This is a genomic window from Streptomyces sp. NPDC044033 (assembly GCF_056434425.1).
In genome coordinates this window covers 75,582-88,252 of record NZ_JBWKFF010000012.1, presented here as the reverse complement: position 1 = coordinate 88,252, position 12,671 = coordinate 75,582, and the positions used below count along the sequence as shown (strand labels likewise).

General features: G+C 75.2%; 9 protein-coding genes. 5 read left to right on the top strand and 4 right to left on the bottom strand.

Annotated elements, in window-relative coordinates; genetic code table 11:
- Positions 1–10: 10 nt before the first annotated feature.
- A complete protein-coding gene (locus AC07AB_RS21810) occupies positions 11–1,249 on the top strand; it encodes an MFS transporter (RefSeq protein ID WP_478569373.1) in 1,239 nt (412 codons plus the stop codon).
- Positions 1,250–1,555: 306 nt separating this feature from the next.
- On the opposite strand, the gene AC07AB_RS21805 is transcribed toward AC07AB_RS21810, so the two are convergent.
- A complete protein-coding gene (locus tag AC07AB_RS21805) occupies positions 1,556–1,984 on the bottom strand; it encodes a hypothetical protein (protein ID WP_478569372.1) in 429 nt (142 codons plus the stop codon).
- Positions 1,985–2,077: 93 nt separating this feature from the next.
- On the opposite strand from AC07AB_RS21805, the gene AC07AB_RS21800 reads away from it, so the two are divergent.
- A complete protein-coding gene (locus tag AC07AB_RS21800; RefSeq protein ID WP_478569370.1) occupies positions 2,078–3,448 on the top strand; it encodes an acyl-CoA synthetase in 1,371 nt (456 codons plus the stop codon).
- Here AC07AB_RS21800 and AC07AB_RS21795 read toward each other — a convergent pair.
- A complete protein-coding gene (locus tag AC07AB_RS21795) occupies positions 3,384–4,811 on the bottom strand; it encodes a purine-cytosine permease family protein (RefSeq protein WP_478569634.1) in 1,428 nt (475 codons plus the stop codon). The genes AC07AB_RS21800 and AC07AB_RS21795 overlap by 65 nt on opposite strands.
- Before the next feature lie 125 nt (positions 4,812–4,936).
- On the opposite strand from AC07AB_RS21795, the gene AC07AB_RS21790 reads away from it, so the two are divergent.
- On the top strand, positions 4,937–5,818 hold the full coding sequence (locus tag AC07AB_RS21790) for a MurR/RpiR family transcriptional regulator (protein WP_478569368.1): 882 nt from the start codon (positions 4,937–4,939) through the stop codon (positions 5,816–5,818).
- A gap of 17 nt (positions 5,819–5,835) precedes the next feature.
- Here AC07AB_RS21790 and AC07AB_RS21785 read toward each other — a convergent pair whose 3' ends face one another.
- Positions 5,836–7,152, bottom strand: coding sequence for an alpha/beta hydrolase family protein (locus tag AC07AB_RS21785; protein WP_478569366.1), 1,317 nt, complete (start codon positions 7,150–7,152; stop codon positions 5,836–5,838).
- 424 nt (positions 7,153–7,576) lie between these two features.
- Positions 7,577–8,929, bottom strand: coding sequence for a type III PLP-dependent enzyme domain-containing protein (locus AC07AB_RS21780; protein ID WP_478569364.1), 1,353 nt, complete (start codon positions 8,927–8,929; stop codon positions 7,577–7,579).
- Between the two features lie 122 nt (positions 8,930–9,051).
- Between AC07AB_RS21780 and AC07AB_RS21775 the strand changes: the two genes are divergently transcribed.
- Positions 9,052–10,251: an NAD(P)/FAD-dependent oxidoreductase gene (locus AC07AB_RS21775; RefSeq protein ID WP_478569362.1), complete on the top strand. Its 1,200-nt coding sequence runs from the start codon at positions 9,052–9,054 to the stop codon at positions 10,249–10,251.
- Positions 10,248–12,665, top strand: a complete 2,418-nt coding sequence (locus AC07AB_RS21770; protein ID WP_478569360.1) for an FAD-dependent oxidoreductase — start codon at positions 10,248–10,250, stop codon at positions 12,663–12,665. The genes AC07AB_RS21775 and AC07AB_RS21770 overlap by 4 nt, the downstream gene beginning before the upstream one ends.
- Positions 12,666–12,671 lie beyond the last annotated feature (6 nt).

Here is a 12,671-nt window from a genome sequence, read left to right as displayed (position 1 = left end):
CCTGACGGCGGTGGGGGTCGACTCGCTCGGCACGGGCCTGTACCTCCCGCTGTCGCTGCTGTACTTCCTCAGGGTCACCGACCTGGACCTGGGGACGGTCGGTGTGCTCGTCAGCGTGGCCAGCGCGGCGGCTCTGCCGGTGCCGCTCGCCATCGGGCGGCTGGTCGACCGGATCGGGCCGCGTCTGGTGGTCGCCGGCGGGCAGGCGCTGCAAGCGCTCGGCTTCCTGCTCTATCTGACGGTCTCCGGAGCGAGTTCGCTGGTGGTCGCCGTCCTGGTGATGAAGGTCGGCACGCGGGTCTACTGGTCCTCGGTCTTCACCCTCATCGCCGACCAGGCGGACGCCGAGGGGGCGTCCGCCAAAGGGGCGGACGCCAAGGAGTACTGGTTCGCACGGACCGGAATGCTCCGGGAGACGGGCGCCGGCGGCGGGGCGCTGATCGCGGGCGCGCTGCTCGCCGCCGACTCCGCGCGCGTCTATGACGGGCTGATTCTCGGCAGCGCGCTGGCGTTCCTGGCGGCCGCGCTGATGGTCGTCTTCGCGGTGCCGTCCACCTCGCACGCCCCGCCGCAGACGGCCGTGGAAGGCGGCTCCGGCCGCTCCGGCCTCCCCGCACTGCTGCGGGACCGGCCCTATCTCGCGCTGATCGGGACGTGCACGATCTTCTCCTTGTGCAGCAACTTCCTGGCCCTGTCGCTGCCCGCCTACGTCGTCGAGGGCCTGTCCGGGCCGGGCTGGGCGCCAGGCGCCCTACTGGCCCTGAACACCCTGCTGCTGGCCACCTGCACCGCCGCGGTCAGCCGCTTCGTCCGCCGCCGCTGCACCCGGGCCCGCGCCATGGCGTGGGCCGGCGGGCTGTGGGTGGTGTGGTGCGCCGGGTCCGCGACGGCCGTCCTGCTGCCGTCCGCGGCGCTGGTGCCGTTCCTGGTGATCGTGGTGGTGTGCTTCTCCGCCGCGGAGATGACCTACGGGCCCGTGTCGAACGCGCTCGCCGCGGCCGCGGCGCCGGCCGGTTCGCGGGGGACCTACCTCGCGGCGTTCCAGTACGCCTTCGCCGGCGCGAGCGTCATCGCGCCCAGCCTGTTCGGCCTGCTCTTCAGCCAGAACCGGCTGCTTCCCTGGCTCACCGTGGGCCTCCTCGCCGGGCTGGGCGCGGTGCTGATGCTGCGCCTGGAGCGCCGGCTGCCGCAGGAGGAGCGCAGGACTCCGGAGCGCGAGGGCAGCGCCCAGGACGTCGGCGTGGAGTGAACAGGCCGACAGGGGGCGCGTCTTTCGCGTAAACGGTACGTATGAGTCACGCGCCCGCAGCACGCATTTAACACGGGACCGGCATATTGAGAGATGTCGGCGAGGACGTCCGTTCGAACCGACACCCTTACGGCGCCAAGGACCTCCGGAGCGGCTCCCGGACCTCCATGGCCGCCCGGGCGCGAGCGCCGGTCCTCACCCGGCACCGCGTCCTTCGCGGGGACCGCCGTCGTCCCGCCCCCGGCTCCGGCCGGGGTGCGGCGGTCCCCGCGCCACTCCCCGGCCGGCCGTCCCCCGCAGCCGGGCTCATGACCAGTCGTCGTCCGCCTTGCGGGTGCGCTGCCGGAACCAGGGCACGTACCCCGCCGCGTTGACGACATTGACACCGACGATGCCGACCCAGGTCACGAGCAGCCCGGCCAGGCCCGCGTTGACCGCGCCGATCGCGGACAGCGGGACGGCGAGCACGAGCGAGACGGTCGCGAAGCCGAACCGCTCGCCGAAGCTGTCCACTCCGGGGCCGCCGCCCGGCCGCTGCTGCGGCCCGCGGGCCGCCGACATCTGCTGCTCGGCGAGGTGGCGGCGCACCCGCTTGTCGAGCGTTCCGTCGAGCTTCCGCTCGACCTTCTCCAAGAACGAGTCGACCAGCTCCGACTCGTACTCCACGCCCAGTTCCTTGCGGGTCTGCAAGGTGGCGTCGAGTTCCTTCTTCAGCTCTGGGTCGCGGGCCGTCATACCGTCAACGATACGGTCGGCGAAGCCCCGTGAAAGTGGGGCTAACCCCCGTATTGACGGTGGGGGCGTCCTGCCCCCGTGGAAGGAGCAGCCGTGCACGACTCCGCCTCCCCGCTGACCTCTCTGACGGACCCTGACGCCCCCGACCGCCCCGACGCGCTGTCCGTGGCGGGCCGCCCCTGCTCCCGCGCCGACCTGCTGGGCGCGGCCGGCGCGGTGGCCGCCCGTATCGCGGGGGCGAAGTCCGTGGCCGTACGGGCCGACGCCACGCTGGAGACGGTGGCCGCCGTGGTCGGCGGCCTGCTGGCCGGGGTGCCCCTGGTGCTGCTGCCACCGGACTCGGGGCCCGCCGAACGGGACCACATCCTGCGCGACTCGGGCGCGGAGCTGGTGTTCGGGGCGGGGGAGGAGCTCGCCGTGGACATGCGCGAGCGCGCCGACTTCCGCGGCGCGGCCCCGCCCGCGGCGGCGACCGCGTTCGTCCTCTACACCTCGGGCACCACCGGCGCCCCCAAGGGCGCCCTCATCCCGCACCGCGCCGTCGCCGCCGGGCTCGACGGCCTCGCGGACGCCTGGCAGTGGAGCGCCGAGGACACGCTCGTACACGGGCTGCCGCTCTTCCATGTGCACGGGCTGGTCCTCGGCGTGCTCGGCGCGCTGCGCACCGGCTGCCGCCTCGTCCACACGGGCCGCCCGACCCCGCAGGCGTACGCGGCGGCGGGCGGCAGCCTGTACTTCGGCGTCCCCACCGTCTGGGGCCGCGTGGCCCGGGACCCGGACGCCGCGCGGGCGCTGTCCGGGGCCCGGCTGCTGGTGTCGGGGAGCGCGGCGCTACCCGCCCCCGTCTTCCGCGACCTCGAAGCGCTCACCGGGCAGCGCCCCGTGGAGCGCTACGGCATGACCGAGACGCTGATCACCGTGGCCACCCGCGCCGACGGCGAGCGGCGGCCCGGCCGCGTCGGCACGCCGATCGCGGGCGTGCGCACCCGGATCGCCGCCGAGCCGGGCGCGGAGATCGGCGAGCTGGAGATCAGCGGCCCGACCCTCTTCGACGGCTACCTCGGCCGCCCGGAGGCCACGGCCGCCGCGTACACGGCCGACGGCTGGTTCCGTACGGGCGACATCGCGGCCATCGAGGCGGACGGCGCGCACCGCATCGTCGGCCGCGCCTCCACCGACCTGATCAAGTCGGGCGGCTACCGCATCGGCGCGGGCGAGGTGGAGAACGCCCTGCTCGACCACCCGGCGGTGCGCGAGGCGGCCGTCGTCGGCGTCCCGCACGAGGACCTCGGCCAGGAGATCGTCGCCTATGTGGTGGCCGACGGGGTCGGCGACGGAGAACTGATCGACTTCGTCGCCGCGCGGCTCTCGGCACACAAACGGCCGCGCCGGGTCCGCTTCATCGAGGAGCTGCCGCGGAACGCGATGGGGAAGCCGCAGAAGAAGCTGCTCCCTCCCGCGTGACGCCTTCCTCCGGCATGGCGGGCCCGGCGCCGCGCGCGAGCAGCCAGTAGAGGGCGGCCGGCACGATCAGCCCCACGATCCAGGAGATGTCCGCGCCGCCCAGCGGGCCGACCAGCGGCCCCGTGTAGAACGACGTCGCCAGGAAGGGGAACTGGGCCAGCACCCCCACCCCGTACGCGATCAGAGCGGGCGCCCGCCAGGCGCCGTAGCGCCCGGCGGGGTCGCTCAGCGCCTCGATGTCGTAGCGCTCCTTGGAGATCAGATAGAAGTCGACCAGGTTGACGGCGCTCCACGGCGTGAAGAAGGTCAGCAGGAAGAGCAGGAAGTCCTTGAAGGAGGACAGGAAGCTGTCCTTGCCGAGCAGCGCGACCGCCGTGCCCGCGACCATGATCCCGGCGATGTACGCGGAGCGGGCGCGCGGCGTGATCGTCCGCTGCTCCCGGAAGCCGCCGATGCTGGTCACCATCGACATGAAGCCGCCGTAGGTGTTGAGCACGTTGATGGTGAGCTTGCCGAACGCGATGACGAAGTACAGGGCGGCGGTGATCAGCGCCGCGTCGCCGCCCAGGCCCACGATGTAGGTGACCTCGTGCCCGACGAACGCGCCGCCCGCGGCGGCCGCCGCCAGCGCCCCGAAGGTCATCGACCACTGGGCGCCGAGCACGGAGCCGCCCAGCGTCCACCAGAAGGTGGCCCGGCCGGAGGTGGTGCGCGGCAGATAGCGGGAGTAGTCGGCGACGTACGGGCCGAACGCGAGCTGCCAGGACGCGGCGAGGGAGATCGCGAGCAGGAAGACGGGCAGCCCGAAGGAGCGGTCGTGCAGCAGCTCGCCGAGGTCGGCCCGCTGGAGCAGGCGCGCGCCGAGGTAGAGGAAGGCGACGGCGCAGACGACGGAGGCGACGCGGCCCAGGGCGTGGATGAGGCGGTAGCCGACGGCCGCGGTGACGCCCGTGACCAGTGCGAAGATCACGATGCCCGCGGTGTCCCCGAGGTGCGTCAGCTCGCCGACGGCCTGGCCCGCGAGCACCGTGCCGCTGGCGAAGAAGCCGATGTACATCAGGATGACCAGGAGCAGCGGTACGACGGCGCCGCGCACCCCGAACTGGGCCCGGGAGGAGATCATTTGGGGCAGCCCGAGCTTGGGCCCCTGGGCGGAGTGCAGCGCCATGACGGCGCCGCCGAGCAGATTGCCGAGCAGCAGCCCGACGATCGCCCAGCAGGCGTTCGCGCCGAAGACGACGGCGAGCGCGCCGGTGACGACGGCGGTGATCTGGAGGTTCGCGCCGAGCCAGAGCGTGAACTGGCTGAAGGCGGTGCCGTGGCGTTCGTCGTCCGGGACGACGTCGATGGAGCGGCGTTCGATGGCCAATATCCCGTGCCTCCCTATGGCTGTGCGTACGGGCGGGGCCCGGGCTGCATATAGTCATGCACAGTCATAGGTGAGTGAATAGAAGTCAAGAGTCCGGCGGAAAACGCCAGGAGGACAGCATGCATGGCAACGGCGGCGATGCCCCCGAAAACGGCAGCTCAGGAGAGGTTTCCGGAGCCGCCGCACGGCTTCAGAAGCTCTTCGAGGGGCACCGGCTGACCCCCACCCAGCGCCGCATCGCACACTGCATGGTGCGGCAGGCGGCCGACGCGCCGTTCTTCTCCAGCGTCGAACTCGCCGAGCTGGCCGGCGTCAGCCAGCCCTCCGTCACCCGCTTCGCCGTCGCCCTCGGCTTCGACGGCTACCCGGCGCTCCGCCGGCACCTGCGCGAGGTCGCGCCCGCCGGACAGCTCGCGGGCGAGGGCTCGTACAACGAATACCAGCAGGCCGTCCACGCCGAGATCGACAATCTGCGGCACCTCGCCGCGGTCCTCGCCGACCCGGCCCCGGTCGCGGAGGCCGGCCGGCTCCTCGCCCGCTCGCGCCCGCTGCCCGTGCTCGGCCTGCGCGCCGCCTCCGCCCAGGCCGCCGGCTTCACCTACTTCGCCCGCAAGGTCCACCCGGACGTACGGCTCCTGGACGAGGGCGGCACGATGCTCGCGGACCGCGTGGACGCGACCGTACGGGCGGGCGGCACCGCCCTGCTGTGCTTCGCGCTGCCGCGCCACCCGCGCGAGGTCATCGAGGCCCTGGAGTACGCGCGCGGCGCCGGCCTGCGGGTGGTCACCGTCGCCGACAGCGCCTTCGCCCCCGTCGCCCACCACAGCGACCTCCTCCTCCCGGCGGCCGTGGGCACCGGCCTGGCCTTCGACACGGCGTGCGCGCCGATGCTGCTGGGGCGGGTGCTGCTGGAGGCGATGTGCGACGAACTGCCGGACGCGCAGGCGCGGTTGGAGGAGTTCGACGCCAAGGCCACGGAGCGGGGGCTGTTCGCGGAGTAGGCGGGGGCGGGGGCTCGCTATTCGGCGTGGGTCATCTCGGGGAAGCGCTTCGAGGGCCCGTCCAGCAGATGGTCGTCCTGCCCCCGAAGCCACCGGTCGAAGAAGGAGACGGTGTACGCGCGTACGGCCGCGACCGCCCGCTCGGGCCGCACGGTCCCGATGTTCTTCGCGAGGACGTCCGCCGGGACCGCCCCCTGGCGGGCGAGCTGGGGGAGGAGGGCCGCGGCGTCCGTGTACGAGCCGTGCTGCCCGCCCTTCATCGTCAGATCGCCGTGCCAGCCGCGGGTGTTCTTCCAGAACGCGCCCCACGACGGCTGGCGGCGGTAGTCCCCGGAGCCCGCCGCGTCCGTGCCCATCAGCAGGAACGGCCGGTCCAGGCCGTCCCGAGCCACCGAACTCAGCTCACTGCCCTGCCCCGTGGCGTCGGGGAAGTCCATCTGGCCGTCCATGTTGATGCCGGCCTTGATACGCCGGTCGTCGTGCATGGCCTGGGCGGCGGTGAAGCCGCCGGCGGACTGGCCGGCCATGCCGACGCGGCGCAGGTCGAGAGAGCCGGCGAGCCCGCGCGGCAGCCCGCGCTCGTGCCGCAGGCCGCCGAGCCGGTCCAGTACGAAGCGGGTGTCGGCCACCCGGGTCTTCATGGACGTGCGCAGCACGGAGCCGATGTCGAGATCGGGCTGCTTGAGCAGACCGGGGAAGACGGACGGGGCGAGCCGCCCGCCGGGGAACTCGACCTCCGACGCCTCATAGGTGTGGTCGACGGTCACGACGACGTAGCCGCGCGAGGCCAGCTCCTCCACGAGCCCGGTGTTCCAGGTCCGCGGGTCGCCGAGCCCCGCCGAGTACAGCACGACGGGCCGCTTGCCGCCGCGCGCGACGGGCGCGCCCTCCACGGCGTGGGTGCCGGTGGCCGCCCAGTCCGTCGCGCCGGCCGGCAGGTTGTGGTTGAAGGAGGCGGCCCCTTCCCCGGACCCGAAGTGCCGGGCCGCCCGCGGCTCCATATACGGCGCGGTCCGCTTGCCGCCGGCGGCGGCCGGATACCAGAAGCTCACCATCAACTCCCGCTTCTCTCCGGCCTTCCAGGGGTCGGCCCGGCTGTGGTCGGCGAGCCGCAGCGAACTGGTCCCGACCCCGTACGGCCCGGTGGGCGCGGGCAGGTCGGCGTGCGCCGCCCGCTGGGCCCGTACGGCGGTGGAGCCCGCACTCTGCGCCTGGGCCGGCGCCACCGCCCCGGCCGTCCCCAGCACCCCCGCGGCCGCCAGCACGGCGACCCCCGCCATCACCCGGCGGCGACCGGTCCGCCGAGTCTTCCGCCCGCTGTCGTCCGTCGGCATTGCGCCCCTCCCATCGGTCCGCCGCGGCACGGCGGATCACTGCGGTCGACGCTATGGCGGGGAGGGGGCCGAGGGCGTCATACGACGGAGCCAAAGGGGCGGTGATACCGGGGTATGACATGGCGGGGGCGGCACGTTCGAGTGAGCGTCGCGCAGGAGCCCGGGCCCGGAACGCCCGGCCGGGTACGCTCGGAGCCGTGACGGCCGCGGAGGACTACGAGCGCTTGCGCCACCTGCTGGACCGGCTTCCCCCGGACCGCGCGTCCCGCGCGCTCGCCCTGCTGAGGTCGGACCCCGACCTCGCCCGGTACCTGGACGAGGACGACGCCATGCCGCCGGCCATCGAGCGGCCCGGGTTCGCGGCATTCGTCGGAATGGGCCGGTCCGGCCACTCAGGGCACTCACCCTCCTGCTGTAGCGCCCCTCACCCCAGCTCGCCGAGGCCCGCCGCGTACTCCCCGCCGCTCTCCGCGACCAGGTCCGGGATGGACTGCGGGGCGCGTACGGGCGTGAAGCGCACGGTCTCGCCGTCCGCCGCGAAGCCGTAAACGCCCGGCCGGGGCAGGCTGTTGTACGCGAAGTGGGTCGAGAAGTAGTACGCGCCCGTGTCCAGCAGCGCGGCATGGTCGCCCGTCTCCAGGCGCGGCAGGGGGCGGTTCTCGGCGATCAGGTCGCCCGCGAAGCAGCACGGTCCGGCCACGTCCTGGGCGAGCGGCTCGCCCGTCTTCGGCAGGCCCTTGCCGTCGAACGCCGCGACCCGCAGCGGCCACGACCGGGGCGCGTACACCGTGCGCATCGCGACCTGGGCGCCCGCGTGCGTCACGGCGATGGCCCGGCCGCCCGCGGACTTGGCGTACTCGACGCGGGCCAGGATCGTGCCGTGCTTCGCGAGCAGCGACCGGCCGAACTCCGTGACCAGCCCGTACCGCCCGTCGAACAGCCCCGGCACAGTCTCGGCCAGCAGCCGGGCGTACGCGCGATACGTCGGCTCGACCTCGTCGGAGCCGAAGTTCACCGGCAGCCCGCCGCCGAGGTCGACCGTGTCGACCTGCCGCCGGCCCACCGCCCGGTTGATCTCCTCCGCCAGTTCGTACGTCTCGCGGACCCCGCGCGCCATCAGCTCCAGCGGCACGCCCTGCGACCCCACGTGCGCGTGCAGCCGGGTCAGCCACGGCCGGTCGGCGAAGGCCCGTACGACCCACTCCCGCGCCCCCTCGTCCCGCAGCGCCACCCCGAACTTCGACGTCTTCGTCGCCGTGCTCAGCGCACCGATCGACCCGCCGCCCACCTGCGGGTTCACCCGCAGGCCCAGCGGCGAGGCGGTCGGCGCGGAGCGGGTGAGGGCGTCGAGGCGCGCCAGCTCCTCGGGGTTGTCGGCGTTGACGGCGATGCCGAGCGCCAGCGCCTCCCGCAGCTCGGCCGGGGTTTTGGCGGGGGAGTCCAGGACCGTACGGTCCGGCGGCACGCCCGCCGCGCGGGCCAGCGCCAGCTCGCCGGGGCTCGCCACCTCGCAGCCCAGCCCCTCCTCGGACAGCAGCCGCAACACCGGCACCAGCGACGCCGCCTTCACCGCGAAGGCGTGCAGCACCGCCGTACCCGGCGCGGTGACCTCCTCGAACGCCGCCCGCAACGCCCTGGCGGAGGCGCGGATGCCCGCCACGTCCAACAGCCCGACGACCGGTTCGCCCGGCCCGATCAGATCCTGCTCCACGGCGGCCCGCACGGCTGCGTCACGGCGCGCGGCCGACCGCTCGGCGTCTGAGATTCCTTGGCTCATCAGCCCACTTCATCATTGAGCGGAGCGGTCGGCCACTACCCGGCGGGCCCCAGGCGGTGTTGACCTTCCACCGGGCGCGCAATAGCGTCACGGCGCCCCCTCGGCGGAACGGCGGTACGCCCGTGCGCGCTCTCCGGCTCCCCCAGCACCCCGACGTCGCCGTCGTCGGCAGCGGCGTGATCGGCGCGGCCTGCGCCGAGGCGCTCTCCCGGCGCGGCGCGCGCGTCGCCGTGCTCGACCACGCGCCGGCAGGCTCCGGCACCACCGCGCGCGGCGAGGGCAACCTCCTCGTCTCCGACAAGGCCCCCGGCCCCGAACTCGACCTGGCCCGGGCCTCCTTGAACCGGTGGCCGCTGCTCATCGCGGCCCTCGGGGAAGAGCTGGGGCCGCGGCGCGCGGAGTGCGAGTACGAGCCCAAGGGCGGACTCGTCGTCGCCACCGCGGAACCGGGCGCGCGGGCCCTGAGCCCCTTCGCGGCGGCGCAGCGCGCGGCGGGCGTGACCGCCATCGATCTGGCCCTCGATGAAGTCCCCGCCTACGAGCCGCACTTGACGCGCGAGCTGCGCGCCGCCGTGTACTACCCCGAGGACGCCCAGCTCCAGCCCGTACTGGCCGCCACCGCGCTGCTCGCCGCCGTACGGGCGCGCGGCGGAACCGTCCGTACGGGCGTCCGCGCGCTCGGCGTCGAGTGCCGCGCCGACGGCGCGGTGCGCGCGGTACGGACCTCGGCCGGGCCCGTGCCGTGCGGCGCGGTCGTCAACGCCTGCGGCCCGTGGGCCGGCGAGTTCGCCGCGGCGGCGGGCGCGCCGCTGTCCGTGCTGCCGCGCCGCGGCATGGTCCTCGTCACCGCCCCGCTGCCGCCGGACACCGTGCGGCACAAGGTGTACGACGCCGATTACGTCGGCGCCGTCGGCAGCGGCGACGCCGCGCTCCAGACCTCCGCGGTCGTCGAGGCCACCCGTGCCGGCACCGTCCTCATCGGCTCCAGCCGCCAGCGCGTCGGCTTCGACGAGACCGTGCGGGTGGCCGTGCTGCGCGCCCTCGCGCGCAAGGCGGCCGGGCTCTTCCCGGCGCTGCGGGACGTGCCGGTGATGCGCGCGTACGGCGGCTTCCGCCCGTACACCCCCGACCATCTCCCCGTCATCGGCGAGGACCCCCGCCGCCGCGGCCTGTGGCACGCCACCGGCCACGAGGGCGCCGGCATCGGCCTGGCCGCCGCGACGGGCGAACTCCTCGCGGAGCTGTACGCGGGCGAGGAACCCCACCTCGACCCGGAGCCCTTCCGGGTCGGCCGCCCGGGTCTGGAGGCCGCCGCCCCATGACAGCGAAGCCGAAGCGGATCGTCCACGTCGAGGTGGACGGCTGTCGTCAACTCGCCCTGCCCGGGCAGAGCGTGGCCGCGGTGCTCCTCGCCGCGGGCCGCACCTCGTGGCGCACCACGCGGGACGGTGACCGGCCCCGCGGCCTGTTCTGCGGCATCGGCGTCTGCCACGACTGCCTGGTGGTGGTCAACGGGCTCCCGGACGTACGGGCCTGCCGCCGCGAGATCGCGGACGGCGACCGGATCGAGACCCAGCGGGGGGCCGAACTCCCTTACGGGGGGCGGGGGTCCGCCGTAAGGGAGGGCGGCGCGCAGGGGCCTCTCCGGCGGCCCGGGGCGCCGGAACCGGGGGCGGGGGAGGTGCCGACCGGGTGCGGTGGCGGGGGAGGTGAGGCCGGTCGGCGGGCCGAGGAACCTGCCGCCGGGGCGGGGCCGGGGCCCCTCCCGACGGCTGCGGGTGCGGTGGCCGCGGGTACGACCGCCATGGGCGCGGCGGCCGCGGGTGCGGTGGCCGTGAGTGCTCCGGAGGCGGAGTCAGCGGGTCTGAGCGCGGCAGGCGAGGGCGCGGCAGGCAAGGGTGCGGCGGGCCCAGGGGCCGCGGCTCCGGCTGCGACCGACCCGGAAGCGGCGTACGGACCGCGCCGCCCTGGCACCCAGGCCGGGCACATGAGGCGGACCCCGGCCGAACCCCTGGTCGTAGTGGTGGGGGCCGGGCCCGCCGGGATGGCCGCGGCGCTGGCGGCGGCCGGCGGCGGGGCGCGGGTGGCGCTCGTCGACGGCGGTGGGCGTGTGGGGGGCCAGTACCACCGGCGGCCGCCCGTCGAGTTCTCGGCCGGGCGGGACCACCCGCTGGAACGGGCGATCGCCGGCCACCCCCGTATCGACCACCTCTCGTGCGCCGACGTCTGGGCCCTGGAACCGGCCCCCGGCGACCGGCACCTCGTCCACGTCCAGCAGGGCCCCGCCGACGGAACCGCCCGCACCGCCCGTACGCTCACCGCCGACGCGCTCATCCTGTGCACCGGCGCGTACGACCGGGCGCTGCCGTTCCCCGGCTGGGAACTGCCCGGGGTGGTGACGGCGGGCGCCGCCCAGGCGCTCGCGAAGGGGCAGCGGGCCGCGATCGGCCGTCGGGTGGTCGTGGCGGGTACGGGGCCGTTCCTGCTCCCCGTCGCGACGTCCCTGCTCGCCGTCGGCGCGCGCGTGCTCGGCGTGTACGAGGCGGGCTCCCCGGCCCGCTGGCTGCGGCACCCGGTCGCGGCGGCCCGCGACGGAGGCCGCGCCAAGGCGGCGGAACTCTCCTCCTACGCCGCCGAACTGGCCCGTAGCCGCGTCCCCTACCGGTCGCGCGGCGCGGTCGTCGCGGCGCACGGCCGCGACCGCGTCGAAGCCGTGACCGTCGCCCGCCTCGACGCGCGGTGGCGGATCAGGCCCGGCAGCGAGCGCCGCGTCGAAGGCGTCGACGCCGTCTGCGTCGGCTACGGCTTCACCCCCCAACTCGAACTCGCCCTCACCGCGGGCTGCGCCCTGTGCGACGGCCATGTCGTCGTCGACGCCCACCAGGCCACCACCGTGCCGGGCGTCTACGCCGCCGGAGAACTCACCGGCATCGCGGGCGCGACCGCGGCCGCCGCCGAGGGCGAACTGGCGGGTACCGCCGCCGTATTGAGCCTGACGCCGACGCGCGCCACCACTGCCGCGCAGGCTGGGGCGGCCACCGCCGCGGCGTCGGTCGGGACCGCCGCCGCGGCGCTCGGCGTCGCCCCGCCCACGTCCCCCGCCACCCCTACCGCTGCGATGCCCGCCGCGTCCGCGATGCCCGCCGCTGCGGCACCCGTCACCCCTGCCACCCCTGCCACCCCTGCCACCCCTGCCTCTTTGTCGGCCCTCGTCGCCCGAGTCCGCTCCGGCCGCCGGTTCGCCGCCGTGCTCGCCGACGCGCATCCGGTCCGCGGCGGATGGCAGTCGTGGCTGGCCGACGACACCGTGGTGTGCCGCTGCGAGGAAGTGACGTACGGGCAGTTGCGAGAGGCGGTGCTCGGGCGCGGGGCGGACGGGATGCGGGCGCTCAAGCTGACCTGCCGGGCCGGGCTCGGGCTCTGCCAGGGGCGCGTGTGCGGGCGCAACGTGGCCGACCTCGCGAACACCCTCCTGGGCGGCGCGTCCGAGACGCCCGGCGCACCCGCCCTCGCCGACCCCCACGCCATCGACCGCCGCCCTATCGCCCACCCCATCCGCCTGGGCGACTTGGGCGGTGACCCGGGTGACCCGGGTGACCCGGGTGACCCGGGTGACCCGGGTGACCCGGCGGACGGCCTGGGCGATCCGGGCGGCACCCAGAGCGGCCCAAGCGGTCCAAGCGACCCAGCCGACCCGACCGACCCCCGCGAAGCCCCCGACCCCAAGGCGCCGTAACCGCCC

What these genes read in the sequence shown, in the direction of transcription:
- AC07AB_RS21785 (WP_478569366.1), bottom strand. Translation starts at nt 7,152, where the DNA reads ATGCCGACGGACGACAGCGGGCGGAAGACTCGGCGGACCGGTCGCCGC.
- AC07AB_RS21790 (WP_478569368.1), top strand. Translation starts at nt 4,937, where the DNA reads ATGCATGGCAACGGCGGCGATGCCCCCGAAAACGGCAGCTCAGGAGAG.
- AC07AB_RS21770 (WP_478569360.1), top strand. Translation starts at nt 10,248, where the DNA reads ATGACAGCGAAGCCGAAGCGGATCGTCCACGTCGAGGTGGACGGCTGT.
- AC07AB_RS21805 (WP_478569372.1), bottom strand. Translation starts at nt 1,984, where the DNA reads ATGACGGCCCGCGACCCAGAGCTGAAGAAGGAACTCGACGCCACCTTG.
- AC07AB_RS21780 (WP_478569364.1), bottom strand. Translation starts at nt 8,929, where the DNA reads ATGAGCCAAGGAATCTCAGACGCCGAGCGGTCGGCCGCGCGCCGTGAC.